At 66.3% G+C, this 23,909-nt stretch carries 27 protein-coding genes; 6 read left to right on the plus strand and 21 right to left on the minus strand.

All coding sequences use genetic code 11. From position 1 onward, the window contains the following. Positions 1–6 precede the first annotated feature (6 nt). Positions 7–1,062: a PotD/PotF family extracellular solute-binding protein gene (locus tag HCZ97_RS03365; protein WP_167687261.1), complete on the minus strand. Its 1,056-nt coding sequence runs from the start codon at positions 1,060–1,062 to the stop codon at positions 7–9. Between the two features lie 122 nt (positions 1,063–1,184). Here HCZ97_RS03365 and HCZ97_RS03370 point away from each other — a divergent pair, with 122 nt between their 5' ends. Then, the gene (locus HCZ97_RS03370; RefSeq protein WP_167687262.1) at positions 1,185–1,805 is read left to right on the plus strand and encodes a TetR/AcrR family transcriptional regulator; all 621 of its coding nucleotides are present in this window, start codon (positions 1,185–1,187) and stop codon (positions 1,803–1,805) included. A gap of 40 nt (positions 1,806–1,845) precedes the next feature. Here HCZ97_RS03370 and HCZ97_RS03375 read toward each other — a convergent pair whose 3' ends face one another. The 16 genes from HCZ97_RS03375 to HCZ97_RS03450 form a co-directional block, all read right to left on the minus strand. Then, complete coding sequence (locus HCZ97_RS03375) at positions 1,846–2,673, minus strand: IclR family transcriptional regulator (protein ID WP_167687263.1); 828 nt, start codon at positions 2,671–2,673, stop codon at positions 1,846–1,848. 5 nt (positions 2,674–2,678) lie between these two features. Beyond that, positions 2,679–3,140 (minus strand): flavodoxin domain-containing protein, encoded by a 462-nt coding sequence (locus tag HCZ97_RS03380; protein WP_167687264.1) that lies wholly within the window; start codon positions 3,138–3,140, stop codon positions 2,679–2,681. After that, positions 3,137–4,408 (minus strand): NAD(P)-binding protein, encoded by a 1,272-nt coding sequence (locus HCZ97_RS03385; protein WP_167687265.1) that lies wholly within the window; start codon positions 4,406–4,408, stop codon positions 3,137–3,139. Before HCZ97_RS03385 ends, HCZ97_RS03380 begins: the two co-directional genes overlap by 4 nt. A gap of 9 nt (positions 4,409–4,417) precedes the next feature. After that, positions 4,418–5,161: an SDR family oxidoreductase gene (locus HCZ97_RS03390; RefSeq protein ID WP_167687266.1), complete on the minus strand. Its 744-nt coding sequence runs from the start codon at positions 5,159–5,161 to the stop codon at positions 4,418–4,420. Further along, entirely contained in the window at positions 5,158–6,654 is a 1,497-nt protein-coding gene (locus HCZ97_RS03395; RefSeq protein WP_167687267.1) for an aldehyde dehydrogenase, read from the minus strand. Before HCZ97_RS03395 ends, HCZ97_RS03390 begins: the two co-directional genes overlap by 4 nt. Before the next feature lie 8 nt (positions 6,655–6,662). Next, complete coding sequence (locus HCZ97_RS03400; protein ID WP_167687268.1) at positions 6,663–7,463, minus strand: aspartate dehydrogenase; 801 nt, start codon at positions 7,461–7,463, stop codon at positions 6,663–6,665. A 3-nt stretch (positions 7,464–7,466) separates the two neighbouring features. Then, positions 7,467–9,194: a thiamine pyrophosphate-binding protein gene (locus tag HCZ97_RS03405; RefSeq protein WP_217701716.1), complete on the minus strand. Its 1,728-nt coding sequence runs from the start codon at positions 9,192–9,194 to the stop codon at positions 7,467–7,469. After that, entirely contained in the window at positions 9,160–9,951 is a 792-nt protein-coding gene (locus tag HCZ97_RS03410) for an SDR family oxidoreductase (RefSeq protein WP_167687269.1), read from the minus strand. The genes HCZ97_RS03405 and HCZ97_RS03410 overlap by 35 nt, the downstream gene beginning before the upstream one ends. 3 nt (positions 9,952–9,954) lie before the next feature. Continuing rightward, a complete protein-coding gene (locus HCZ97_RS03415) occupies positions 9,955–10,902 on the minus strand; it encodes a VOC family protein (protein WP_167687270.1) in 948 nt (315 codons plus the stop codon). Next, positions 10,899–11,744 (minus strand): alpha/beta fold hydrolase, encoded by an 846-nt coding sequence (locus tag HCZ97_RS03420; protein WP_217701717.1) that lies wholly within the window; start codon positions 11,742–11,744, stop codon positions 10,899–10,901. Before HCZ97_RS03420 ends, HCZ97_RS03415 begins: the two co-directional genes overlap by 4 nt. A gap of 7 nt (positions 11,745–11,751) precedes the next feature. Further along, positions 11,752–12,531, minus strand: a complete 780-nt coding sequence (locus HCZ97_RS03425; RefSeq protein WP_167687271.1) for an ABC transporter permease — start codon at positions 12,529–12,531, stop codon at positions 11,752–11,754. 85 nt (positions 12,532–12,616) lie between these two features. Beyond that, positions 12,617–13,603 carry an ABC transporter substrate-binding protein gene (locus HCZ97_RS03430; RefSeq protein WP_167687272.1) on the minus strand — a complete coding sequence of 329 codons (987 nt, stop codon included), beginning with the start codon at positions 13,601–13,603 and terminating at the stop codon, positions 12,617–12,619. Positions 13,604–13,627: 24 nt separating this feature from the next. Then, complete coding sequence (locus HCZ97_RS03435) at positions 13,628–14,410, minus strand: ABC transporter ATP-binding protein (protein WP_167687273.1); 783 nt, start codon at positions 14,408–14,410, stop codon at positions 13,628–13,630. 33 nt (positions 14,411–14,443) lie between these two features. Then, positions 14,444–15,085: a hypothetical protein gene (locus tag HCZ97_RS03440; RefSeq protein WP_167687274.1), complete on the minus strand. Its 642-nt coding sequence runs from the start codon at positions 15,083–15,085 to the stop codon at positions 14,444–14,446. Continuing rightward, positions 15,085–16,200: an aromatic ring-hydroxylating dioxygenase subunit alpha gene (locus HCZ97_RS03445; protein WP_217701718.1), complete on the minus strand. Its 1,116-nt coding sequence runs from the start codon at positions 16,198–16,200 to the stop codon at positions 15,085–15,087. The genes HCZ97_RS03440 and HCZ97_RS03445 overlap by 1 nt, the downstream gene beginning before the upstream one ends. Beyond that, complete coding sequence (locus tag HCZ97_RS03450; RefSeq protein ID WP_167687276.1) at positions 16,175–16,435, minus strand: recombinase-like helix-turn-helix domain-containing protein; 261 nt, start codon at positions 16,433–16,435, stop codon at positions 16,175–16,177. The genes HCZ97_RS03445 and HCZ97_RS03450 overlap by 26 nt, the downstream gene beginning before the upstream one ends. A 110-nt stretch (positions 16,436–16,545) precedes the next feature. Between HCZ97_RS03450 and HCZ97_RS20420 the strand changes: the two genes are divergently transcribed. The 3 genes from HCZ97_RS20420 (at position 16,546) to HCZ97_RS03465 (ending at position 18,248) form a co-directional block, all read left to right on the plus strand. Next, complete coding sequence (locus HCZ97_RS20420; protein ID WP_167687277.1) at positions 16,546–16,875, plus strand: hypothetical protein; 330 nt, start codon at positions 16,546–16,548, stop codon at positions 16,873–16,875. Beyond that, complete coding sequence (locus HCZ97_RS20425) at positions 16,872–17,282, plus strand: RidA family protein (protein ID WP_167687278.1); 411 nt, start codon at positions 16,872–16,874, stop codon at positions 17,280–17,282. The genes HCZ97_RS20420 and HCZ97_RS20425 overlap by 4 nt, the downstream gene beginning before the upstream one ends. A 144-nt stretch (positions 17,283–17,426) precedes the next feature. Continuing rightward, complete coding sequence (locus HCZ97_RS03465) at positions 17,427–18,248, plus strand: CPBP family intramembrane glutamic endopeptidase (RefSeq protein WP_167687279.1); 822 nt, start codon at positions 17,427–17,429, stop codon at positions 18,246–18,248. 25 nt (positions 18,249–18,273) lie between these two features. Here HCZ97_RS03465 and HCZ97_RS03470 read toward each other — a convergent pair whose 3' ends face one another. Then, entirely contained in the window at positions 18,274–19,095 is an 822-nt protein-coding gene (locus HCZ97_RS03470) for a GNAT family N-acetyltransferase (protein WP_167687280.1), read from the minus strand. A 287-nt stretch (positions 19,096–19,382) separates the two neighbouring features. On the opposite strand from HCZ97_RS03470, the gene HCZ97_RS03475 reads away from it, so the two are divergent. Further along, on the plus strand, positions 19,383–20,075 hold the full coding sequence (locus HCZ97_RS03475) for a GntR family transcriptional regulator (protein ID WP_167687281.1): 693 nt from the start codon (positions 19,383–19,385) through the stop codon (positions 20,073–20,075). Between the two features lie 14 nt (positions 20,076–20,089). Here the strand turns inward: HCZ97_RS03475 and HCZ97_RS03480 are convergent, their stop codons facing one another. The 3 genes from HCZ97_RS03480 to HCZ97_RS03490 are packed head-to-tail and all read right to left on the minus strand — an operon-like array spanning position 20,090 to position 23,197. Continuing rightward, positions 20,090–20,833: an alpha/beta fold hydrolase gene (locus HCZ97_RS03480; protein WP_167687282.1), complete on the minus strand. Its 744-nt coding sequence runs from the start codon at positions 20,831–20,833 to the stop codon at positions 20,090–20,092. Positions 20,834–20,881: 48 nt separating this feature from the next. Next, entirely contained in the window at positions 20,882–21,958 is a 1,077-nt protein-coding gene (locus HCZ97_RS03485; RefSeq protein WP_167687283.1) for a hybrid-cluster NAD(P)-dependent oxidoreductase, read from the minus strand. A 6-nt stretch (positions 21,959–21,964) separates the two neighbouring features. Further along, positions 21,965–23,197, minus strand: coding sequence for an SRPBCC family protein (locus HCZ97_RS03490; protein ID WP_167687284.1), 1,233 nt, complete (start codon positions 23,195–23,197; stop codon positions 21,965–21,967). A gap of 463 nt (positions 23,198–23,660) precedes the next feature. Between HCZ97_RS03490 and HCZ97_RS03495 the strand changes: the two genes are divergently transcribed. Then, complete coding sequence (locus HCZ97_RS03495) at positions 23,661–23,873, plus strand: DUF1127 domain-containing protein (RefSeq protein ID WP_167687285.1); 213 nt, start codon at positions 23,661–23,663, stop codon at positions 23,871–23,873. The last annotated feature ends 36 nt before the right edge of the window (positions 23,874–23,909 follow it).

The raw sequence follows: 23,909 nt of genomic DNA on the forward strand, positions 1-23,909 counted from the left end.
AGCGCCTCACTGGGAGAGGGTTTCAAGCCAGAGGTCCTGCATCTCGATATCGAGATCCATATCCGGCGCGGGGTAGAGCTGGGCCTTGGCAAGGTAGTCTTCCTGGTTGTCCCAGCGCAGGATCTCCTTCTGCTCGGGCGTCAGGTGATCGGCGGCCAGCTTGTTGGCGGGCATCCCCCAGAAGCAGGAGGATGTCGCGAGCCGCGCCTGCCCTTCGGGCGAGGTGATGTATTTGACGAATTCCACCGCCAGGTCGGGCTTTTCGGAGCCGGCCAGCACGCCAATGGACTGGGTCCAGACAACCGCGCCCTGGTCCGGGATGGTCCAGGTCAGCTCTGGCTGTTCGGCCTGCAGAACGGCGGTCAGCCATTCGCCCCCGCCCACGACAATGTCGGCTTCGCCCGTGGCCAGCGCCGTCTGGGCCGAAACCACATCCGCCACGGAAATGGCGTGGCTGCGCATGGTGGAGAGCGTCTTGCCGATGCTCTCAAGGCTGTCGGCCGTGATGTCCGCGGTGGCGATGCCATCCGCCATGGCCGCCAGGCCCATCACCGGCATGTAGTAGTCATAGATCGAGATCTTGCCGGCGTACTTGTCCGACCAGACGGTGGACAGGTCCTGCATGTCCGCCTCATCCACCTTGTCGGCGTTGTAGGAGATCGTGTTGTAGCCGAACTTCTCCGTCACGGCGTAAGCGGTGCCATCGGGGGCGTTGTTGGCCTTGAGTACAACCTGCGGGAAGAAGTCATCCTCGGGCAGGGCCTCTTCGGGCAGGGGCGCCAGGATGCCGGCCTCCACCGCGCGGAAGACGTCGATGCCGTCGATGACCAGCACGTCCCAGTCGCCGGGGCGAGATTGTTCCAGCAGGGCCAGCGCGGCGCCGGTGCCTTCGTATTCGCGCAGGTTCACCTTGACGTCATGGGCGGCCTCGAAGGGTTGGATCAGGGCCGGGTCGGTGTGATCGCACCAGACCAGCGCATTCAGCTCATCCGCCGCCTGGGCGCCCGTGGTCAGGGCCGTCAGCGCCGTACCGGCGAGGAGGGCTTTGGTAAGTTTCTTCATCGTCGTCTCCCTGTTTTTCGGGTCTTTGAGGCCTGTTTCGGCCGCCCGTCATGAAAAAACTTGAATGGCTTCATCTTTGTAGTCAACACTAAGATGGGGACGGCGGTCACAAAGGAGCGCGCATGGCGCGGCAGGGATTAAGGGAGCGGCAGAAAGCGGCACGGGAGAAACGGATCCTGCATGCGGCGGTCGAGGCGTTCCGCAGGGAAGACTACCGATCGGTGCGAATCGAGGACCTGGCCGAGCGCGCGGAAGTCGCCGTGGGGACGGTCTACAATTACTACCGCACCAAGGGGGATATCCTTGTGGCCACCGTCGCGATGGAGGTCGAAGAGGTGCTGGCCGGGGGCGAGGCCATGCTGGCCGATCCGCCGCCGGGCGCGGAGGCCGCGCTGATGCAGCTGATCTTTTCCTACTATGATCACTCGCTGGAGTACCTGTCCAAGGACATGTGGCGCAAGGCCATGGCCCTGGCGATCGAGGCCCCGGAGACCCCCAACGGGCAGCGCTATTCAGAGCTGGACGCGCGGCTGGCCGCCCAGATCACCGCGCTGATCCGCCTGCTTCAGGCGCGCGGCCAAGTGGCGGATAAATGGCAGGCGGAGCCGCTGGGGCAGCTGATCTTCAACAACCTCAACATGCAGTTCATCGAGTTCGTGAAGGACGAGGGGATGACCCTGGCCGCCCTGCGCGCCCGGGTCGCCGCGCAGATGGCACCGCTGCTTGAGATGATCCGGGGCTGAGCGCCCCTGCCCCGCGATCGGCACGCGGCTGGCGCCGGACTCAGTGCGCCAGGCGGTCCGGACGGACATCGCGCCAGCCCAGCCCGGCAGAGATCGATTCCGCGCACTCCCGGATCGCCCGTTCGATTCCTTGTGTCTGCGGCGTGCCCGGAATGAAGAAATCATTCGGCCCGGAAAGGTTGATCGAGGCCACGACCCGCGCGGCATGATCCAGCACCGGGCAGGCACAGGAGCCGATCATCGGTTCGAAGTTGCCATCGCTCCAGACGATGCCACGGGCGCGGTCGCTTTGCAGCTGGTCGAACAGCGCATCCGGCGTGGTCGCCGTGACCGAGGAATATTCCGGCATCGGCTGGTCGGAATAGAGATCGAAAAGCTCCTGCGCGGTGAGATGGGCCAGCATCATCCGCCCCATCGTGGTGGCATAGGCCGGCAGCCTGGTCCCTTCGCGCACGTTGGAGACCAGCTGGGACTTGGGCACTTCGCGGATCATGTAGACCACGTCGCGCCGATCCAGCACCCCAAGGTGGGCCGAAAGCCCGGTGGCCTGGGCCAGGGCCGCCAGCCGCGGGCGCGCCGCCTGCAGAAGGTCACGGGAGGAGAGAGCCTCGGCCGCGAGGCCCAGCAGGCCGAAGCCCAGCCGGTAGCCGCGCCCGTCCCCCTGCCATTCGATCATCCCCTCTTCGCTGAGCGTGGTCAGAAGACGGATCAGCGTGGTGCGGTTGATGCCAAGCGTCTTGGAGGCCGCTGAAATGTTCGTGCAGCCGTTCCCCGCCGCGATATGGCGCAGGACCTTGATCGCCCGCGCGACAGGCGGGACGTTGTAGACGGTCTTTTCCTCGACCTCATTGGCGGCACCGGCCTGCATCGGGGTCAGCTTTCCGCAAAGAGGCTCTCGGCCTCTGCGATGCGGTCCTCGGCCCATGGAAAGGCTAGGTCTTCGGGCATGTCGCTGCCCATGGCGTCGTGGATCGTGCGTTCGCCCACCTGCTTTGCGCCGAACTTGACCAGCAGCTCAGCCAGCTTCTGGGAGCCTTCGTTGTAGGTGTCGTAGCTGCTGTCGCCCAGGCCGAAGATCGCGAAGCGGATCGCCGACAGGTCCGGCGCGGCCTTTTCCAGCGCCTCGGCAAAGGGCTGGGCAGAGGCAGGCAGATCGCCGTCGCCATAGGTCGAGCAGACGATCAGGTGGAAGGCTTCGCCGTCCAGGGCTGCGGGATCGGTATCGCCAAGGTCCGCCATGGCGACATCATGATCGCCTTCCAGGTGGCCTTCGATATCCTCGCAGAGCATCTCGGCATTGCCGGTCTCGGTTCCGTAAAGCAGGGCGATTTTCATGAGTCGGTCTCCGGTTGTCCTTTTGCGAGGGTCAGCATCTGGGAAAGATCGGCGACCTTTGCCCTGACGCGTCCCTCTGCGCAAGCAGCAGTTTCGGCGGCGTCGATGCGCTGCCAGCCTTGGTAATCGGTGGTCTCCGGGCAGCGCGTGAGAAGTGCGGCAGAGCCGGGTTTTTCGCCGGTGGGAAGGGTGCCAAGATCCGCCGCGATCCGCTTGGCCAGGGCCTGTGCGGCCTGCCGGTTTTCCGGGATCGTGCCGCGCGGGCCGCGGGCGAACCAGCCAGTGGCGTAGAGCCCGGGGCGGATCACGCCCAGGTCGGCGTCTTCGGCCCCGGCAAGCAGGTCGTCGCGGATGCCCGGCACGTGGGTTTCGAACCCGATGGCGGAAATCACCGTGTCACAGGGCAGAGAGAGCTCTTCGCCACCGCAGGCGAAGCGGGCAGAGGCCACGCGGCCAGCGTCGCTGCACAGCTTCACCGGCGTCGCGCCGAAGTGAAAGGTCACGCGGATGTCGTGATCCCCGGCAGCCGGCAGGCTTGCCAGCGCTTCAAGCCGGGTGTCTTCGCGGCCATCGGAATGGTGCAGCCCTTCGAAGGCAAAACCCATGTGCGGCAGCTGGGCCAGCTCCTTGACCATGACCGGATCGAACTTTGCCTCATGGGCGGGAGAGCGGCCGAAGATGTCGATGCTTTCGATGCCCGCCGCCGCGATGTGATCGGTATGGCGGTGGGACAGGTCGGAGCCTTCGAAATGCTCTTCGCGCTTGGCGAGGATCCGCAGCACGTCGATCGCCACGTTGCCCTGCCCCACGATGACCACGCGGCGGCCCAGGTCCGGCAGGTCGGCGGCATCGTCGGGGTGGTCGTTCCAGTGCCGCGTCAGGGCGCCCGCGCCGATGACACCGGGCAGGTCGCCGCCGGGCAGCGGCAGTGCGCGGTCCCTGGGCAGGCCAAGGCCAAGCGCGACCACGTCATAGGCCTCTTGCAACTCAGTCAGGGCAATCGTGCCCTCTTCGCCGTCCTGGCCCAGGGTGACATTGCCGAAGAAGCGCACGCCCTGTTTCTCGAACAGGCGGGAGAACTGGCGCGCGACGGCCTTGGTGCCCTGGTGATCGGCGGCCACGCCATAGCGGACAAGGCCGAAGGGCACCGGCAGGCGGTCCAGCATGTCGATTTCCGCGCCCGGCACGGCCTTCAGCAGGGCCTGGGCAAGGTAGCAGCCGGAGGGACCGGCGCCGACGATGGCGATCTTGGGGGCGATCTGGGTCATGGCGCTACCTCAGTTGAAGACGAAACCATGGTCGACGGGCAGCGTCTGACCGGTCAGCGTGATGGCGGGTTCGGAGACGAGGAAGGCGGCGACCTCGGCCGCCTCCAGCGTACCCTGCTTGCCGGGCACGGCGCGGCCCGTTTCGTAGAGCTTGTGGCGCGCTTCGGGCACGTATTCGGTGCTTTCCGTGGTCATGATGCCGGGTGCGATGGCGGTCAGGCCCACGCCTTCGGGACCCATCTCACGCGCCAGGCTGCGGGTCATGGCCATGACGGCCCCCTTGGAAGAGGTATAGGCCAGCAGGTTCTGCGCGCCCCAGAGCGCGGTGTCGGAGGCAAGGTTCACCACCCGGCCCGAGCCGCTGGCGATCAGCGCATCCGCGCAGGCCCGGATCATCAGCCAGGTGCCGCGCACGTTGACCTGCATGACCTTGTCCCAGACGTCGATCTCGATATCGCGGTAGCCGATGCCGCCGATGCCGGTGGCAATCGCGCCGTTGTTGATCAGCCCATGCAGCGGGCCGTCAAGGCTGGCCCCGAGAGCCGCGATGGAAGCCGGGTCCGAGAGGTCCGCCAGGCGGATTTCCCCCGTGCCGCCCGCCGATTCCAGCGCGGCGAGGGAGGTTTTGGCGAGGTCCTTGTTGTAGTCCGAGAGGATCACATGGGCCCCTGCCCGCCCGCAGGCCAGCACGATGTCGCGACCCAGGCCGCCGCCCGCGCCTGTGACGAGGATGGTACGGTTCTTCAGGCTCATTGGTCGATCCTTGCCCAGGGGTGGGGGTTGCCGGTGAGATCCGCGTAGATCCCCTTTTGCCGCTGCCAGGCGCGCAGGCCCTCGCGGCCCTTCTCGCGCCCCATGCCAGAGGCACCGTCACCGCCGAAGGGGGTGGAGATCGAGAACTGCTTGTAGGTGTTGATCCAGACGGTGCCCGCGCGGATCGCCTTGGCCAGACGCCAGGCGCGGGAGAAGTCCTTCGTCCAGATGCCGCAGGCCAGGCCGTAGTCGTTGTCGTTGGACTGGGCGATCACGTCGGCCTCGTCCTCGAACGGCAGGACGACCAGCACGGGGCCGAAGATTTCCTCGCGGCAGGTCTGGGCGTCATTGGTGAGGCCCGCGATGATCGTGGGCTTGAGGTAGGAACCCTTGGCGAAGGTGTCACCTTCCGGACGGGTGCCGCCGCAAAGGACTTGGCCACCTTCGGAGCGCGCCAGTTCGATGTATTTTTCCACGCTGTCGCGGTGTTCGGCACAGATCATGGGGGCGACCTGCGTGGCGGGATCATCGGGCGCGCCGACAACCAGTTTTTCGGTCGCGGCCACCAGATCGGCGACGAAATCGTCGTAGATCGCCTTCTGCACGAAGAGGCGCGAGCCCGCGATGCAGCTTTGCCCAGAGGAGGAGAAGATGCCGAAGAGGATGCCCGCGATGGCAAGGCTGCGGTCGCAGTCCTCAAACACGATGGTGGGGGACTTACCGCCCAGCTCCAGCGACACGGGCATCAGCTTTTCACCCGCCTGTGCGGCCAGCCGCTTGCCCGTGACGGTGCCGCCGGTGAAGGCGACGCGGCCGATGTCCGGGTGTTCGACCAGCAGGTTGCCGATCTCGCGCCCCGCGCCGGGCAGGACCGACAGCAGGCCCTTGGGCAGGCCCACCTCTTCGCAGATCTCTGCCAGCACGAGGGAGACCATGGGCGACCAGCTGGAGGGCTTGATGATGACCGCGTTGCCGGCGGCCAGCGCGGGCGCGACCTTCTGGGCGTCCGAGGCGATGGGAGAGTTCCAGGGCGTGATTGCCGCCACCACCCCGATGGGTTCATGAACCGAGGCCGTCAGCGCGGTGGCACGCTGCACCGTCAGCTCGTCATCGGCGGTTTCCAGAACGGCGGCGAAATAGCGGAAAGTGCCCACGGCAGAGCCTGCCAGCGCAGCCGTCTCGCCCCGGGTCTTGCCGGTGTCGCGCGACTGGACGAAGGAAATCCGCTCGATGTTCGCCTCGATCCCGTCGGCGATGCGGTGCAGCATCCGGGCGCGCTCATGGGGCAGCAGGTTGGCCCAGGCGGGATCGGCCTGCGCGGCCTTGGCACGCGCAATGGCCTTTTCGCCATCGGCGCGGGAGGCCCCCTTGAAGCTGAGGTTGAAGGAACCGTCATGCGGATAGGTCGAGGTGATTTCCGCCCCGGTGCCCGTCTCCCATTCACCGCCGATGAAAAGGCGGCCGTCGGGAAGCTCTGTCGTCAGGTCTTTCATGTCATCCTCTAGATTGTCAGCGGAGAGGTCTGGTTCAGCACCGCCCGTGCCAGCGCATAGACCGTCGAGACACTGGTCTTGGGGTTGTCGGGCGAAGGCTTGCCCTCCAGCGTCACCGTGAAATCCAGCGCGCCGGAGCGCACCGTGAATTCGTGGATATTGGCCGAGACCGAGGGGTCAGCGACCATGCGGACCGTGGTGGCCTGCCAGCCCGCGCCGGCAAGGGCGATGGTGGCGGCCACGTTGGCGTTCTTGGGATAATCCGTCGCCGCCTGCCGCGCCGTGCCTTCGTAGAAGGTGGTGGCCTGGGTCAGGGCGGGCAGGTCGAGCAGCTTTTCTGCCGGCGTGCCGCCCCAGGCCTGCGGCGGCTTGCGCGAGGTATAGGCGACGCTGTCGATGCCCGAGAGCCGGGCGGCGGCCAGCATGTCGATGCCCCCCACCGCGCCGTTCGAGAGATGCGCCTGGGTCTTGCCGGCGGTGGCGGCCTCGCGGATCGCGGCCTCTGTCTCTGCGTCGGCCAGCGCGCCGATCGAGACGACCAACACCGGGATGCCCGCGCGCAGGGTGTCGAGCACGGGGCCCTTCACCGCGGCATGGGTCGCGGCCTCGACCACGTAGGCGGGGGTTGCCGCGATGAAGTCCGCCGCTTCTTCAAAGACCTCCACGGGAAAGGCGAAGGCCGCCCTTGCCGCTTCTGCCCGGCCCGGACGGGCTAGCACGGAGATGCGGGAGGGCAGCGCGCCCTCCGCATCGAGGATCTTCAGAAGGGTGGCCGCGATGTTGCCGTAGCCGATCAATCCCAGGTGCATGTCTTACTCCGCCTTGCCGGCAGCACCCGCGGGCGGGCCTGCGAATTGCTGGGCGTAAGGGCCGATGGCAACCATGTCCACCTCAAGCACCACGGGACCGGGGCGGGCGATGGCCTCGTCCAGGGCCGCTTCGAAGGCGTCGATATCGGTGACCTTCATATGCGGCATCTCGACCGCGTCGCAGAGCTTGGCAAAGTTCGGCACCGCGATCTTGGAGTAATGCCGGCGTCCGTCGTACTGCGCGTCCTGGATGTTCTGGATCACGCCATAGGCGCTGTCGTTCATCAGCACGTAGACCAGGGGCGCGTCCTCATCCACGGCGGTGATCAGCTCGGCAATGCCAAGCATCGCGCCGCCGTCGCCAACCAGCGTGATCGCCTTGGGGGCGCCGGGTTCCTCAGCGCTTGCAAGCGCCGCGCCGATGCCCATGGCGATCCCCTGCCCGATGCCGCCGCCAAGCGCATGGACGCCCAGGCGGGGTTCGGCGATCTGCACGTAGCGGTTGCCGAAGGTGGAGTTGGTGATCGTCACGTCACGCACCCAGGGGTGGCGACCGGGCAGGACACGTTCCTGCAGCGCATCCGCGACCGTGCGATAGGGGCCCAGCAGGGCGCGCATCTGGCCCTCGGCCGTGGCCCGGACCACCGCGATCTCGTGCGGCAGGTTGGGATCGGTATCCAGCTTGGCCGGCAGGCGGTCCAGCAGGCGGGCCAGCGTATCCTCGGCATCGCCGTGGATCATCGCCTCCACCGCGTAGTTGCGCCCCCCCTGGGAGCCCTCTGCATCGATCTGCCAGATCGGCGGCAGCGGCATCATGTTGTCCTTCGTCTCGTTCCCGCGCAGGCGGGAGCCGACGACGACCATGAGATCGCAGGTGGCATAGAGCTTGATCGCGTCGGGCGTCATGTTGAAGGCGCCAAGCGTCGAGGGGTGGGTTTCCGGCACGGTGCCGCGCCCCTGGGTCGAGGTCACGGCGCCGAAGCCACGGTTCACCAGTTCGGTCGCGGGCACGGAGGCGCCGCGCGCGCCGCCGCCCAGCCAGATCATCGGACGCTTGGCCTTCAGGATGCGTTCGGCCAGGGCGTCGATCTCTGCATCGTCGGCATAGGGTTTCAGGATCGCCGGCTTGCCGATGCTTGCCCCGCCCTGCGCTTCGGCCCGCTGGATATCGACCGGGATCTCAAGGCTGACCGGCCCGGTGGGCGCGGAGAGCGCGGCAGAGACGGCGGCCTTCAGCGTGCCCAGGACCGCGTGGACGTCCCAGATCCGGTAGGTCGCCTTGGAGATACCTTCCAGCATCTTGCGCTGCGTCGGCACGTCGTGGATCGGCGCGCGGTCGCGGTCCGCAAAATTGGTGTCCACCTGGGTGGTGATATGCAGCAGGCGCGAGCCTGCCGTCAGCGCCTCGACCTGGCCGCCGGCGGTATTGCCCGCGGCGGTCCCGGTGGAGGACATGATCACGCCCAGGCGCCCGGTGACGCGGGCATAGGCATCGGCCATGTTCATCGCGCCGGCCTCGCCCCGGGCGGGGACAAAGCGGATCCGGCCCTGGCGCGCGATGGCGTCCAGGATCGGCATGTTGTGGATCGAGATCACGCCGAACAGCGTGGTCACGCCAAGGTCCGCAAGGGCCGTGGCAATCAGGTCGCCGACAAGCTGCGGCGCTGCGGGCGCGGCATCGTTTGCCGCGTCCAGATCAGATGTATCGGGAAATGCCGCCAGAGATTTCAACTTGAGCTCCTGTAATGAAGGATGCGGCCGGGGAAGCCAGGAAAAGGAGGGCGCGGGCAGCTTCTTCGGGCTGGCCCAGGCGACCGAGGGGGATGTTCTTCTTGCGGGCAAGGTCCGCGAACCAGTCGTCGCGGGTTTGCGCGGGGTCTTCGCGGGCCTCGAAGCGGCGCTGCCACTGGTTGCTGTCGATCAGCCCCACCAGGATGGAGTTCACGCGGATATCCGGCGCCAGCTCGACCGAGAGGGATTTCAGCAGGCTCTGCACGCCGGCCCGCGCCGAGGAGGTGCAGACCATATGCGGTTCTGGCTGGTAGGCGAGCAGCGAATTGGTGGCGACGATCGCCCCCTGCCCGCTGGTTTTCAGCGCCTCCTGGAAGGCGCGGATGGGGCGGATCTGGCTGAAGTACTTCAGTTCCAGTTCCTGCCGCCAGGCGTCATCGGTGGTATCGGCGAAGGTCGAAACCCGCCCCTGCCCCGCGTTGTTGATCAGCGCATGCACCGCGCCGAAGCGGTCCAGCACGGCCGCGGCAAAGGCGTTCACCGCCCCCTCGTCCAGCACGTCGACCGCCTGGGCAAAGACGTGGTCGGCACCGTAAAGCGCGGAGAACTTCTCTGCCACCGCGTCCAGCCGTTCGGCCCCGCGGGCGCACAGCGCGACCTTCGCGCCCTCTTCCAGCGCCATGCCCGCCGTGGCAAGGCCGATCCCGGAAGAGGCCCCGGTCACCACGACCACCTTGTTCTTCAGTCCAAGATCCATGGATCAGCCCCCAGATCTGTCAACGGCGTTGCTGGGCGGAAAGCCCGGATCGGCGCGGCCCAGCATGCAGGCGCGCTGCGCGGGCGTCGGCGGGCCGGCGGTCATCCACTGGTCCATCTTCTCGGGGTTGTCGCGCGGCCAGACCTGCGGTTCGTGGGTCATCTCGTCGATCTTCTGCACTTCGGAGGTGAATTCGATCACGAAACCCGAGGGCGAGACGAAATAGGCGAAACAATTGTCGCCCGGGCCATGGCGGCCGGGGCCCCAGGTGGGCACGGTGCCGTTCTGGCGCATCCGCCCGATGGAGCGCATGTATTCATTGATCCCGCCGGTCTCGAATGCGACGTGGTTGACGCTGGCATGGGGGGCGCGCACCAGGGCGATGCAGTGGTGATCCGCGCCCTCTTCCACGTCTGCGGCAGCGCGCAGGAAGACCATCTGATCGGCAGAGTAATCCGACACCCGGAAACCCAGGACCTCTTGATACCAGGCCTCTACCCCGTCCATGTCGGGGGTGTTCAGCACGGTGTGGGTGATCTTCTGAGGATGGGCGTAAATCTCCTGCTTCTCGTTCATCTGCAGATCGCAGGTAAAGCGCAGGCGGCGGAAATCGGGGTCCAGCATCTCGAACCCGTAGCCACCAGGCCAGTCGTCGAACTCACCGGGCGCGCCAAGGACATGGGCGCCCTTCTCGACCACCTGCGCATGCAGCGCATCCATGGAGGCACGGTCGGGCATGCCCATGTGGATGTATTCGATGCCAAAGTCCTTGCCGTCCTTCAGCGCGTAGATGAAGGGCTCTGTCCCGGTGCCACGCAGGTAGGTGATGCCATCGCCCTCATGGGCCACGGACAGGCCCCAGGCCTTGACGTAGAAATCGACGGTCTTGGTCATCATCGGCGCGCGCATGACGATGCTGCGCAGATGGCCGGCTCGGATCATGTCACTCATGAGGCCGTATCCTTGATTGGGTCCAGGTCGGACAGAATTTCGATCAATGCACCTGCCATGGCCTCCGGGGCCTCAGCGTGCAGCGCATGGCCCGCGCCCTTCAGCACGAGAAGAGGCGCTGTGCCCCCGCGTACCGCCATGGCGCGGTCGGTCTGGGCACGGGGCGTGACGACATCGCCGTCGCCCCAGATGAAGCCGGTGGGCAGGGTGACGCGCGCCAGGCTATCCTCAAGCTTGCCGGAGGCCAGCATGCGCACGGCCTGGCCGTAGCCCGGCAGGGTCACGGCGGCCATGGCGGCCTGCACCCGCTCAAGCGCCTGAGTGTTTCCAGCATCGGCCAGAAGGCGCGGCGCGCGCTTGGCGGCAAAGGCATCGGCGCCTTCGGCAACCAGCGCCTCCAGGCGGTCCTGCGCGGCGTCGGACAGCTCCCCCGGTGCCGTGCCATGCCCACAGGCACAGGCCCCGAGGATCAGGGCAGACAGGCGTTCGGAATGGGCTGCCGCGAAGGCGGCGCCCATCAGCGTGCCCAGCGAATGGCCCAGCAGGCGCACCCGGTCCAGGCCAAGCGCGTCCAGAAAGGCCAGCAGCGCCCCGGCATAATCGCCCTCTACCGGCCAGTCGGCTGCCAGCGGGTCGGAGCCCGCGTAGCCGGGCGCGTTCCAGGCGATCACGTCCCAGTCCGCCGGCAGGAAGGGCAGCAGCGGCACGAAGCTTTCCCCGCGCGATCCGATCCCGTGCAGGCAGACCAGCGCCGGGCCCGCGCCGGGACGGCGCAGGTAGGTGATCCCGGCGGCCTTGCCCTGCTCGACCTTCGGGGTCGCATATGTGGCGCTTGTGTTCACGTCAGCCTCAGTGCTGGTCGTTGCGTTCAAGGTAATGCAGCACCCGCTTCTCGACCCCGGAAACCGCGAAGTAGAGCGCGATGCCGATGATGGTCAGGAAGATGATGGCATTGAAAACCATGGCCGTGTTCGCCTGGCCTTCGCCGTAGGTGATCAGGAAGCCCAGCCCGGTGTTGCCGCCGACCATCTCGCCCACGGTGACGCCGATGACGGCGAGCGTGGCGCCGATGCGCAGACCGGCGAAGAGGTTGGGCAGGGAGGAGGGGACCTCGATCTTGCGGAAGATCGTCCACCGGTTCATCGAGTAGACGCGCGCCAGGTTCACCAGGTCATGATCCACGGTCTTCATGGATTGCAGCACGTTCACCAGGATCGGGAAGAAGACGATCAGCACGGTCACGAGCAGCTTGGGAATGTCGCCATAGCCGAACCAGATGATGAAGAGCGGCGCGAAGGCCACCTTCGGCGCGATCTGCAGGCCGAGGATATAGGGAGAGAGCACCTTTTCGGCCAGCGGGGACATGCCCAGCAGGTAGCCGCAGGCAGCGCCCAGCAGCGAGCCCAGGATGAAGCCGATCACGGTGGAAATGAGGGTCGAGACGGTGTGCCCCAACATGTCCTGGCGCGCGAACATGCGGCTCAGTTCATTCAGGCAGTCCGAGAAGGTCGGAATGATGTATTTCGGCACGCCGAGCGCGGGGGGAAGGAATTCCCAGATCGCCAGCATGAGCACGCCCATGCCGAGGATCGCGAGAAGTTCCGTTGGTTTACCCTGGAGAGACTTCATGATGCTCCTGTCGGCTTGAGGGTGGTTGCCGGGGGATCCCCCCGACAACTTCGTTTCGGTCTGGATGCTTTGCACCGTCATCGTTTCACTCTGCGAACGCGTTGGTGAAGTAGTCTTCGGGATCGTCCGAGATATCGGTAACGATGCCGGCGTCGAGGTAGAACTGCGCAACGGTGGAGACGCGGTCAGCGTCGAAGGTGCCCAGCTTGTGGCCCTCGGGGGTGGCGTAGACGAGGGTGGAGTAGCGCTTCATCACGTCTTCCAGGAAGGCTTCCTTGCCTTCCATCTGCGGCACGAAACCGGCGACGGCTGCGGCGGAGCCCTGGGGATCGTCCATCACGTCCTTGAGGCCCTGCATGGTCGCGCCGACGAAGGCTTTCACCACTTCGGGCTTCTCCGCGATGGTGTCTTCGGAGGCCAGGATCGCCTGGGACATGGCGGGAAGCATCGAGTCCATCTCGATGATTTCCAGCTCTACCCCGGCGGCTTCGATGGAAGCGGCCCAGTCCGGCGTGCCGGAGATCGCGGTCACGTCACCGGAGATCATCAGCTGCACCATGCCACCGGCGCCGACGGCCTGGATGTCGACGTCATTGGCATCGATGCCCGATGCGGAGAGCGCGGCCAGCAGGTTGTAATAGGTCGTGTCCTGGTAGGCGATGACGCCCACGGGCTGACCGACCAGGCCCGCGATATCCTCGACACCGCTTTCCTTGCGGATCAGGATCTGCACCAGCGGACGGCCACCCAGCAGGGCGACGCCCTTCACCGGCAGGCCGTTCTGGCGCACGATGATCGGCGTGTCACCGATGCCGCCGCCAAGCTCAACGTTACCCACGGCAACCTGCTTGGCCACGTCCGCGCCGCCCTTGCCGATCTGCCAGGTCACGTCCAGGCCCGCGTCTTCGTAGTAGCCCTTGGCCCGGGCCACCTGGAACGGCGAGAAGGCCGGCAGGAAGTCGGGAGCCGGGAAGAGATAGGTCAGCTTCTCCAGCTCCTGGGCCTGTGCGGCGGGCAGCGCGGCAACAGCCGTGAAGGCTGCTGCTGCGATGGTGCGAATGAATTTTTTCATGTTCTTTATTCTCCCTGTAGGTGCTTATGCTGCGTCCTGGTCTTCCAGGTGGAGCGCATCGAAAAGGCGCTTCACGTAGACCCCGGCCTGGGGTTCCAGGCTGCGTTTCAGGGGGTCGGTGCGATGCGGCAGGTCGATCTCGAATTCGTCGATCACGCGGCCAGGGCGGCCGGAAAGGACGACGACCCGGTCGGCCAGGATGACGGCCTCGTTTAGGTCATGGGTGATCAACACGCAGGTCACGCCGGTTTCGGCGATGGTGCGGGCGAAGTGGCGTTGCAGGACCAGCTTGGTCTGGGCATCCAGCGCAGAGAAGGGTTCATCCAGCAGGATGATCTCGGGCTCGATGGCCAGGGTGCGGGCCAGCGCGGCCCGTTGGCGCATCCCCCCCGACAGGTGGTGGGGGTACTTGTCCGCGAAGTCGACCAGCTGCATGCGCGTCAGCTCTTCCATCGCCTTGGCACGACGGTCGGCGCGCGACATCTTCTTTTCTTCCAGGCCGAATTCCACGTTCTGGACGATGTTGCGCCAGGGCAGAAGCAGGTCCTTCTGCAGCATGAAGCCGACCTCGGGGCGGGTGCCCGTCACCGGCTTGCCATCCAGCAGGACGCGGCCTTCGGTCGGCCCGTAAAGGCCCGAGACCATGTTGAGGATCGTGGATTTTCCGCAGCCGGAGGGGCCGACGACGGCCACCAGTTCGCCCGGCGCGACGGAGAAGGACATATCCGTGACCGCCGTGACCGAAGAGCCGGTCTTGGCATCGGTGAACACCTTGGTGATGTTCTGAAGATCGAGGCTGGATGTCATTGGCTTCCCTGTTGTTTTTTGTTCTTCGGCCCGTCAGGACCAGATGTAGCCGTAGCTGCGGATCTGCCGCGCCAGGGGCGCGACCGGCGGCGCCGAGGGGCCTGCCGGCGCAACCTGTGCGCCACGGATCCAGGTGCGTCCGTGCACCTCCATTCCGGCGGCTTGCAGACGGCCTGCAAAGACGGTCCGATCGGCCCAGAGCCCGCCGTAGGCCTCGGTTTCCTCAAGAGAGACCGGGCCGTCGAAACGGGTCTGCGCCATGGACAGGCTTGAAAGCACCTGCACCCGGTCAAGCCAGGCCGGTGCGGCGAAGCGCGCGTGATCCAGGACGACCGTGCCCCGGGCCTCTGCCCGGGTCAGCGTCACCTCGCCGGCGAAGTCGGCGCCATCCACCCGCAGGTCATGCAGGAAGAGCGCCTCGCGCGCGGTGAACGGCCCGGCAAAGCGGCAGTCCCGGAACCAGGTCAGGCCCCAGAACCGCGTCTTGTTCATCGTCACCGGCCCCTCAAAGACGGACCCGGAAAGGTCGAAACCGCATAGCTCAAGCCCGGAGAGGTCCACCGCACCGGTGATGCGGCGCCCGGTCAGGTCGAGCGCCTTACCAGCCTGGAAAGGCTGGGTCAGCGCCGCGACCAGCTCTGCGGGGGACAGATCGATGAGGCCGTCCTTGGGCATTACGCGGTCTTCTTGCCGTCGGCTTCGGCGGCATCGAGCGCCTTGAAGTGCTCTTTGGCGCGGCGCACCATCATCTGGCGCAGGCGGGAGACGCCAATGTCATGCTGATAGAGCATCTCGCGGCGGCGGGCGTCTTCGGGGATGGATTCCAGCATCACGCGGTCCTGCTCAAGCACGAACCAGTGACGGTCTTCCAGGAAGGCGCGATAGAGGAAGCGCCAGCTTTCCGCGGCCAGGCCGGTCACCTGGCGGCAGCGCCAGAAGAAGGAGTGGTGGGTGTGCTCATCGATCGCCACGGCGAAGCCGATGATGCGGAAGGGACCGCCGGGGCCGGCGCCATCCGGGTAGGGAATGTCGAGGCGGAAGTACATCATGCCCTCGTCCATCACGACCTCGGTCTCATCCAGGTTCACACCCTTCTGGCCCATGCGCTCGATCCGGAAGCCGTCTTCGGTGCGCTCCAGGTTCATGGTGTCCTGCTTGGCGCCGTATTGCAGCGTGAAGCTGTCCGAATGCAGGTAGATCGCGTGCATCGGGTCCGCCGCATTGTCGAGGCTCAGGCGGTAGGAGCAATCCCAGCGGGTCATGCAGGGGAAGACCTGCCATTCGCCGTTGGTGAATTCCGCCGGCGGGACAAAGGCCGGGGCCTCGGGGCGGTCGGCGGAGGGCAGGTAGATGAAGATCGCGCCGCCGGCTTCCTCGCAGGAATAGGCGGTCAGGGCCTTGCGGCCTTCCAGCGCACAGTTGGGCATGGCAGGGACGCGGGCCACGGTGCCGGTGCCATCGACGGCCACGCCGTGATAGCGGCAGGCGATATTGCCGTCCTGCACTTCGCCCAGGCTCAGCTTGGCACCGCGGTGGGGACAGAAGTCCTCTACGCAGCGGACCTTGCCCGCGCCGTCGCGCCACATCACCAGGTTCTCACCGGCGATCTTGGTGGCGAAGGGCTTGCCGACCTTGACCTGCACGGAAACGGCGACCGGCACCCAGAAGCCGCGCAGCCCGTTGTTGATATAGTCGTCGACGCGGTCGCGCGTCCCAGTTGCCTTGTCCATCTTCATCTCTCCCAATCGCTTGCCGGTGGCGGGTTCAGGCGCCGATGCCGTTTTCGGCATGGGCCGCGTCATGCGCGGCGTTGATCGCTTTCAGTTCCGCTTCGAAGGTCTCCAGCGTCCAGGGGCCCGCGGCCCCGGACGGCAGGGCAGCACCGGTCTGGTTCAGCTTTTCCACCACCTCGGAGAAGTCATGGCAGCCGGTTTCGTAGATCCGCTCCAGGGCTTCCGCGAAGGCCAGTTCAGCCTCTGTCAGGGCGCGGCCCTTGGACTGGGACTTCAGTGCCGGGTTCTGCATATCTCTACCTGTTCAATATTGATCGCTATGTTCCTATTTGAAATAAACCGCAAAGCGGCTACGCTATGCAAGTCTTTTTCATGCGATGAACCGAGAAACCCGAGGACCAGATGACCGAAACAGTGATGCTCACCGTGTTCCTGAAGCACGACCAGTCGAAGAATCTCGAGCAAATTCAAAGTCACCTAGGAGAGCAGGAATGGTGGAAGGGTTTCCCCCCCGAAGGCGCTGAAATTGTGAGCTGGAACGTGGTCATGGGCATCGGCCAGGTGGTCACCCTGCGGATGCCGCCGGAGATTCTGCCCAAGGTGAACGTGGAGCTTGAGCGCCGCGCCTGGGGGGTCTTCTCGACCGAGTTCTACCCGACCTATGACTTCATCCCGGTGCGCGAACGGCTGGCGCGGGAATGGGAAGAGAGCAAGCAGGAGGCATCGGAATGAGCCTTTCGGAGGACGCGGCCCAGCACCCCCTGACTGAGGTCTCCGCCCCCGGCGTGCCGGACCCGGTGCCGGGGCTGTTTTCCAATGCGGTGGTGGCAGACGGGATCGTCTATATTTCGGGCATGCACGCGGGCGGGGCGGGGCCGGTGCCCGATGACATGCTGTCCCAGACAAGGGAGGCCCTGCGCCGCGTCGTCGCCCTGGCCGAGGCGGCCGGGGCCGGCAAGGAACGGATCACCAAGATCACCGTCTATGTCACCTCGATGGAGGATCGCGCGGCCGTGGGCCAGGCCCGCAAGGAGGTCTTCACCGGCCCCCTGCCCGCCGCGACCATGGTGCAGGTCTCCGGCTTCATCGACCCGGCCCTGAAGGTCGAGGTGGAGGCCGTGGCGCATCTGCCCCGTTAAGGGGCAGCGCCGCCCGCATCGGACAGCCCAGCGGACAGGCGGTTCCCTGCGCGCGCGGCGCGCGCCAGAGCATCGCGGGGCAGAAGGCCCTTGCCGCAGGCGGGGCCATGCCCCACTTGTAAGTCATTGATCCAAGGAGATCCGATGCCGCCTTCCGCCGCCGCCCGATGGACAGACCGCCGCCCACTGGGCTTCGCGTTCCTGCTGCTGATCACCTGGGCGCTGGTGACGCTGCTGGGCAACTCCCTGTTGCTGGATGCGGAGATCCCGCCGCTGGAGCTGATCACGACCGGTCCGATCTGGGGCATTGCCGCAGCCGGGATCGGCCTGCTGATCCTCCTGCCGCTGCTGCGCTGGCGCGGCGCGGCCCTGGGGGCACCGCTTTGGGGGCAGCTGCGGATCTTCTGGTTCCCGGCGCTCTACCTGCTGATGTTCCTGCTGCCCAGCCTGGCGCTGGACCTGCCGCCGCGCAACGTGATCTGGATGCTGGCGCTCAACACCTTCTTCGTGGGCCTGTCCGAAGAGCTGATGTTCCGCGGCGTGCTCTTCCCGGCGCTGCGCAGCCGGATGGGGATCTGGCCGGCGATCTGGATTGCCAGCATTGTCTTCGGCGTCGCCCATGTCTCCAACGTGCTGATCACCGGGGCGCTGCTGGCCGGCCTGGCCCAGGCCGTGGCCGCCACGCTGAGCGCGCTGGTCTTCATGGCGCTGCTGCTGCGGACAGGGTCGCTCTGGCCTTGCATCCTGTTCCACGCGGCCTGGGATTTTTCCCTTTTCCTGCTCCAGCAAAGCGCGGCCACCCAATTGGGAGAACAGCCCGACCCAAGCCAGATCGACCCGGTGCTGTTCCTGGGGCCGATCCTGTTCATCCTGCCCAATGCGCTTTTCGCGCTCTGGCTGATCCGCAAGGCCGGCAAGGAAGTCCTGCCGGGCGATCCCGGTCGCGGCGTGCCGCTGGCCGCCTGACCCAGATCGCCGGGGCCAGTTTCCCCTAGCCCAGTTCCATCGTGCCGATTGCCTGAAGGCTGCGCTGCATGGCCGGTGCGGGGCCACGGTACATGCGGGCGGTTTCAAAGGTCACGACAAAACCCATCTCCTGCAGCGCCGCGCGCAGGGGGCGGTTCCAGGAGGGCAGATCGATGATCACCTTGTCCGACGGCAGTTCTGCCAGCGCGGCCCGGATCAGCGCCAGTGCCGCATCGGCATCCGGCGCGATGACCGGCCCCAGCTTCACGCCTTCGCGGCAGCGGCGGATGGTGGCATAGCCGTCCAGCCCTGAGCGCACCACCGTGCGGCGGGTTTCCCTCGGCTCCAGCCAGGCGGTCAGGAAGGCCGCCCGCCCTGCCCCACCCGCGTCCTGATCCAGCGCGATCAGCGTATCAAGGTCCGCCGGATCAAAGGGGCGGATCGCGGAATCCTGTCCTGTCGCGGGGTCCATCCGGCCTTCGTGACGCTGAGAGGCCCCGGCCAGAATGAAGCCCGAGCGCGCGTAATTCTCTTGCTGGTCGGCCACGCCATCCAGCCCGACGGTGCGCCCCGCCGCGTGTTCAAGCGCGTGTTTCCACAGGGCAAAGCCATGGCCCTGCCCGCGCCGGTCGGGGCGGCAGAGGTAGAAGCCGAGGAAGGCAAAGTTGGCGTCATGGTTCACCACGGAGATGCCGGCGATGACCTCTGCCCCCTCGACCGCGACGAAGAAGCCCCCGGGATCGGCGGCCAGAAAGGCCTCTGCATCCTCAAGACCGGGGTTCCAGCCTTCGGCTGCGGCCCAGTCGGCCAGCAGGCGGACCTCTTCCAGGGTGGCGCAGCGCATCATGGGGCAAGCCCCCGGAAACACTGACCCATATTGCCTGTTCCGAATGTCATCCGCACGCCCCCCCTGTTCCCGGCATCACCGGCGCTGCGGGTAAATGCGCCCTAGGCGGGGCGCGGTGTCAACCCCGCAGGCCGGGCGGGCCAGCACAGGCCAGGTACCGGGCTGACCGGAATCGATACATCGGGACCGACCATCCTGATTGTCTGGCGCAGGGGGCTGCAGTAGGCTGAGCTCTCTGGGAGTCGCCTATGAAATCGCCGGAACGTAAAATATGCCTGACGGAACTGGTGACCGAGAAACTTCGGCACTGGATCATCACCGGAGACCTGGAGCTGGGCGCGCATCTGTCCGAGGCGCGGATCGCCCGGCAGCTGAACGTCAGCCGCACTCCGGTCCGCGAGGCGGTCAACCGGCTTGAACGGGAGGGGCTGCTGATCGTGGAGCCACAGCGGGGCACGATGGTCTTCAGCCTGAGCCCCTGCGACATGGCCCAATTGTGCGACGCCCGTCAATCGCTGGAATGCACCGCCCTGCGCGCCGCCATGAACCGCGATGCGGAGGGGCTGGCCCACAGCCTGGGCGGGATCATCGACGGCATGAAAGAGGCCCGCGCGGATGGCGACGACAGTGCCTTCCTGGGCCTGGTCACGCGGTATCACCAGTGTTTCTTCGATCATTCCGGCAATCGCTTCCTGGACGATGCCTACCAGACCATCGCCACCAAGATGGCCGCCCTGCGCTACCGCATCGGCCGCCATGGCGCGCAGATGGAGCAATCCTTTCGCGAGCATCTTGAGCTGACGCGCGCCGCCAGGGCGGGCGATACCGAGCGGGCGGAGGCACTGTTGCGCCTGCATATCGACCGCAAGGAAGACAATTACTGGGTCCGGATGACAAGCCAGTCATCGCCGGAGACGCAGGACCTGGTGGAACCGCACAAGATCGAAGACGGGCCCGGCACGATCAGCAGCAGCGCCTGAGGGCCCCCGCCTGCCTAGCGCGGCAGCCAGCCATCCAGGATATCGGCCAGCTCTGCCGGGCAGGACAATTGCGGGGCGTGGCCGCTGTCGATCTGCACCACGTCCAGCCCCGGTACGCCGTCGCACATGATACGCTGCGCCTCGGGCAGGACGGAGCGGTCCTGAAGGCACTGGACGTAGAGCTTGGGCAGCGCGGCAAAGCCGGCAGGGCGCATCGCGGGAATGCGGTAGCCCGCCACCGGCTGCGGCGTCAGCCGTTCGGCGGCGGCGCGGGCCACGTCCTGCGGGACATCCTGGAAGAAATGCGCCATCGCCACTTCGACCGGGACGGAATTGGTGCGCCCGTCGTCAGAGGGGATGATGTGGGGCGTCACGCCGATCCGCTGCCCCTTGCCCGCGATCCGTTCCTGGATCGCCTCGAAGGAGGAGCCCTCTTCCAGCAGCATCCCAGCCAGCCAGATCGCATGGCTGATCCGCCCCGGAAAGCGCGACAGCGCGGCGCTGACGAACATGCCGCCGCCGGAATGCCCCAGCAGCGCCACCGGGCCGGGACCGGCCATGATGGCCTGTTCCAGCGCCAGGAGGTAATCGGGCACGCTGACCTCTTGCGCGGGGATGCGGTGATGGCCGTTGCCGGGCAGCTCAGGCGCCTCTGCCCTGCGGCCGCGCTGCGCGAGCTCCCCGATCAACCCGTCAAAGACCCAGGCCCCGGCCCATGCCCCGTGGATCAGGATAAGGCGTTCGGGTGCATCGCTCATCTGGGCTCCTTGCTGGCCGGGTCCAGGACGGGCCCGGCTGTGGGCACCTTAAACGTCGATCGTGACCGCGCCAATCGGATGCGAGCAGCAGGCCAGGATATAGCCCTCTTCGATGTCCTCTTCGGAGATGCCGCCGTTGTGGACCATGTGGACCTCTCCCGCGGTCTTCCTGACCTTGCAAGTGCCGCAGACCCCAAAGGTGCAGCCCGAGGGGATATTGAGCCCGACGCCACGGGTGGCGGCCAGGATGGTTTCCGTTTCGGGCACCCGGGCGGTCTTGCCGGAAAGGGCAAAGGTGATCTCTGCCTGGGCGTCGGCTTCGGGGTAGACATCCTCCAGCTCGTCGCCTTCGGTCTCTGCCTCTGCGGCGGGGGCGGTGAAGCTTTCCTGATGGTAATGCTCCATGTCGAAGCCCAGGCCCTGGAGCGCTTCGCGCACGGCGACCATGAAGGGTTCGGGACCGCAGCAGAAGACCTCGCGTTCAAGGTAGTCGGGGGCCATGATCCCCAGCATCAGCTGGTTGAACTGGCCCTGATAGCCCGTCCAGGGCGAGAGGGGATCGGGTTCCTCTACCACCCACTTGAGGTCGATGCCGCGCGCGCGGGTCGCCATCTGCTCAAGCCGGGCGCGGAAGATGATCTCTGACGGGCGCTTGGCGCAGTTGATGAAGACGATGTCGGGTTCGGTCCCGAGGTCGTACATGAAGGTGGTCATGGACATCATCGGGGTGATGCCGCTGCCGGCGGAGATGAACAGGTATTTCTCTGCCGGGTGATTGAGATAGGTGAACCCGCCCGCCGGCCCCATGGCGCGGATGCGCGTGCCGGGGGTCAGGTGGTCCAGCATCCAGCGGGTGCCGATGCTGCCCGCCTGCGCCTTGACCGTCACGGAGATCGACCGCGGCCGCGAGGGCGAGGATGAGATCGTATAGGTGCGGTAGAGCGGCCCGCCCGGCACCGGAAGCTCCAGCGTCAGGAACTGGCCGGTGTCGAAGTCGAAGAAGGCCCCGGAGGGCGCGCGGAAGGTGAAGGTGACCGTATTGGCCACCTCGGGCAGGACGGCGACGCATTCCAGCATCTCGTCATCGGACCAATAGGCGCTCTTGGGCAGTGCCGGTTTCGCCATTCTTGCTTACTCCGCCGCGATCTTGGCCGCCGCGCCGGGCAGGCGCGCGCGCATGGTGGCGCAGTACCAGTCGGTGAACTGGATCACGCCGCTTTCCTGGGTGGGGCTGTAGGGCCCCGGCTCATAGACCGGCGAGGCGATGCCGGCGGCATTGTCTTCCACCACGCGGCGGTCTTCGTCGTTGGTTTCCGTCCAGACCTGGGTCAGCGCCTTGAGGTCGTAATCCACCCCTTCCACCGCGTCCTTGTGCACCAGCCACATGGTGGTCACCTCTGTCCGGGTCGGGGACAGCGGCGTCACGCGGAAGAGGATCGAGTGATCGACCAGGAAGTGGTTCCAGGTCGTGGGGTAGTTGAACAGCAGCAGCGATCCGGCGTCCTCGAAGGGGACGCGGCCCAGCTTGCGCCGCACCGCCAGCTCACCGTCCATGGTGTAGCTCTTGGCCCCCACCTTGAGCGGCATGCGGGCCACACGGTAGCTTCCGTCCTCTGACAGCTGGAAACGGGCCGGGGCACCGGCGGCTTCGCAGCGGTCGAAATGCGCCTGGAGGTGGGCCGGCACCTCTCCGCCTTCTCCGATCCCGGAGACGGAGGGATCATCGGGATAGGTCCGGCAGAGCGCGGGGTGGTTGCCGCCGCAGTGATAGCATTCGCGGTTGTTTTCCCAGACCAGCTTCCAGTTGCCCTCTTCCACGATGGTGGACTGATGGGCGACCTTGGCGTCGCTGAGGTCATGCAGGTCAAGGTAGGGATGCGCCACCTTGGCGAATTCGTCGAAATCGGGGGCTTCGTCGGCCAGGCAGATGTAGATCAGCCCGGACAGCTCGCGGCAATGCACCGGCTTCAGCCCATGCTGGGAGGGATCGAAATTCGGCCCCATGTCGCGCGCCCAGAGCAGCTTGCCGTCCAGCTCGTAGGTCCACTGGTGATAGGGACAGACCAGCTTGGGCGCGACGCCCTTGGTCCCCTTGCAGATGAGGGAGCCCCGGTGGCGGCAGGAATTGTGGAAGGCACGGATCTGGCTATCCGCCCCGCGCACGATCATCACCCGGTAATCGCCGATCTTGTGCGCCACGTAAGAGCCGGTCTTGGCCAGTTCGCAGGACGGCGTGATGAACAGCCAGTCGCGGTACCAGATGTGGTCCAGGTCCTGGCGGTAGATCTCGGGATCCATGTAGAAGGGCCGCTCCAGAGCGTAACCGTCCCGGCGCCGGGCGAGCAATTCGGCGAGGCTTGCCATCGTATCTTCTCCTGCCGCTCAGGCGGCAAACTTGCGCCCCGGCTCACCGGCGCGCGGTTGACAAGGTTTCGCAGGAGCCCGACCCGGATGATGGGCCCGACCCCTGGCGGCCTGCCGCGCCAGCAGGGTTCCGACGCGGCCATATGGCACGCCTATAGCATCGGCCTTTTCTCGCATTTCGCCTGAAAACGACCTTGGCCCACCCGAAACCGCACGCGGGCCATTCGAGGGCAAAAATCCGCATCGAAGGCCGCAAAATCCTGCGGGTTGCACGTAGCGGTTGCCTTAAAATTACCCGGAAAGCCCTCAACCGCCATGTTTTACTAGCTAAAAGGCTGCGCAACCTTCCCCGCGGGGAAGGCGGGGTGCTTGCGCAGGGTGCATGGCGGGGCTTCTGGACCGGCATTGGTGCTGCGCCGCGGCAAGGTCTATTCAAGACACAACTCATGCACAGGAGGCCCCGATGGCCCAGATTCTTACAAACGTTCCCGCCGCCCCCCATGGTGCAAGCCTGCGCCACGCGATCGCCACCTTCTTCGGCACCTTCTCCAGCGCGATCCGCGCCAACCGCGAAGTCCAGGAGCTGTACGCACTGAGCGATCGCCAGCTGGCCGAGCTTGGCCTGAAACGCGAAGAGGTTGCCCAATACGTCTACAAGCGCAGCTTCGACGCCTGAGGCCCCGTCAGGCCCTTTGGCCTGAAGCCCTGATCG

The sequence above is a fragment of the Pseudooceanicola sp. HF7 genome, from assembly GCF_011806405.1.
Classification (GTDB): Bacteria; Pseudomonadota; Alphaproteobacteria; order Rhodobacterales; family Rhodobacteraceae; genus Pseudooceanicola.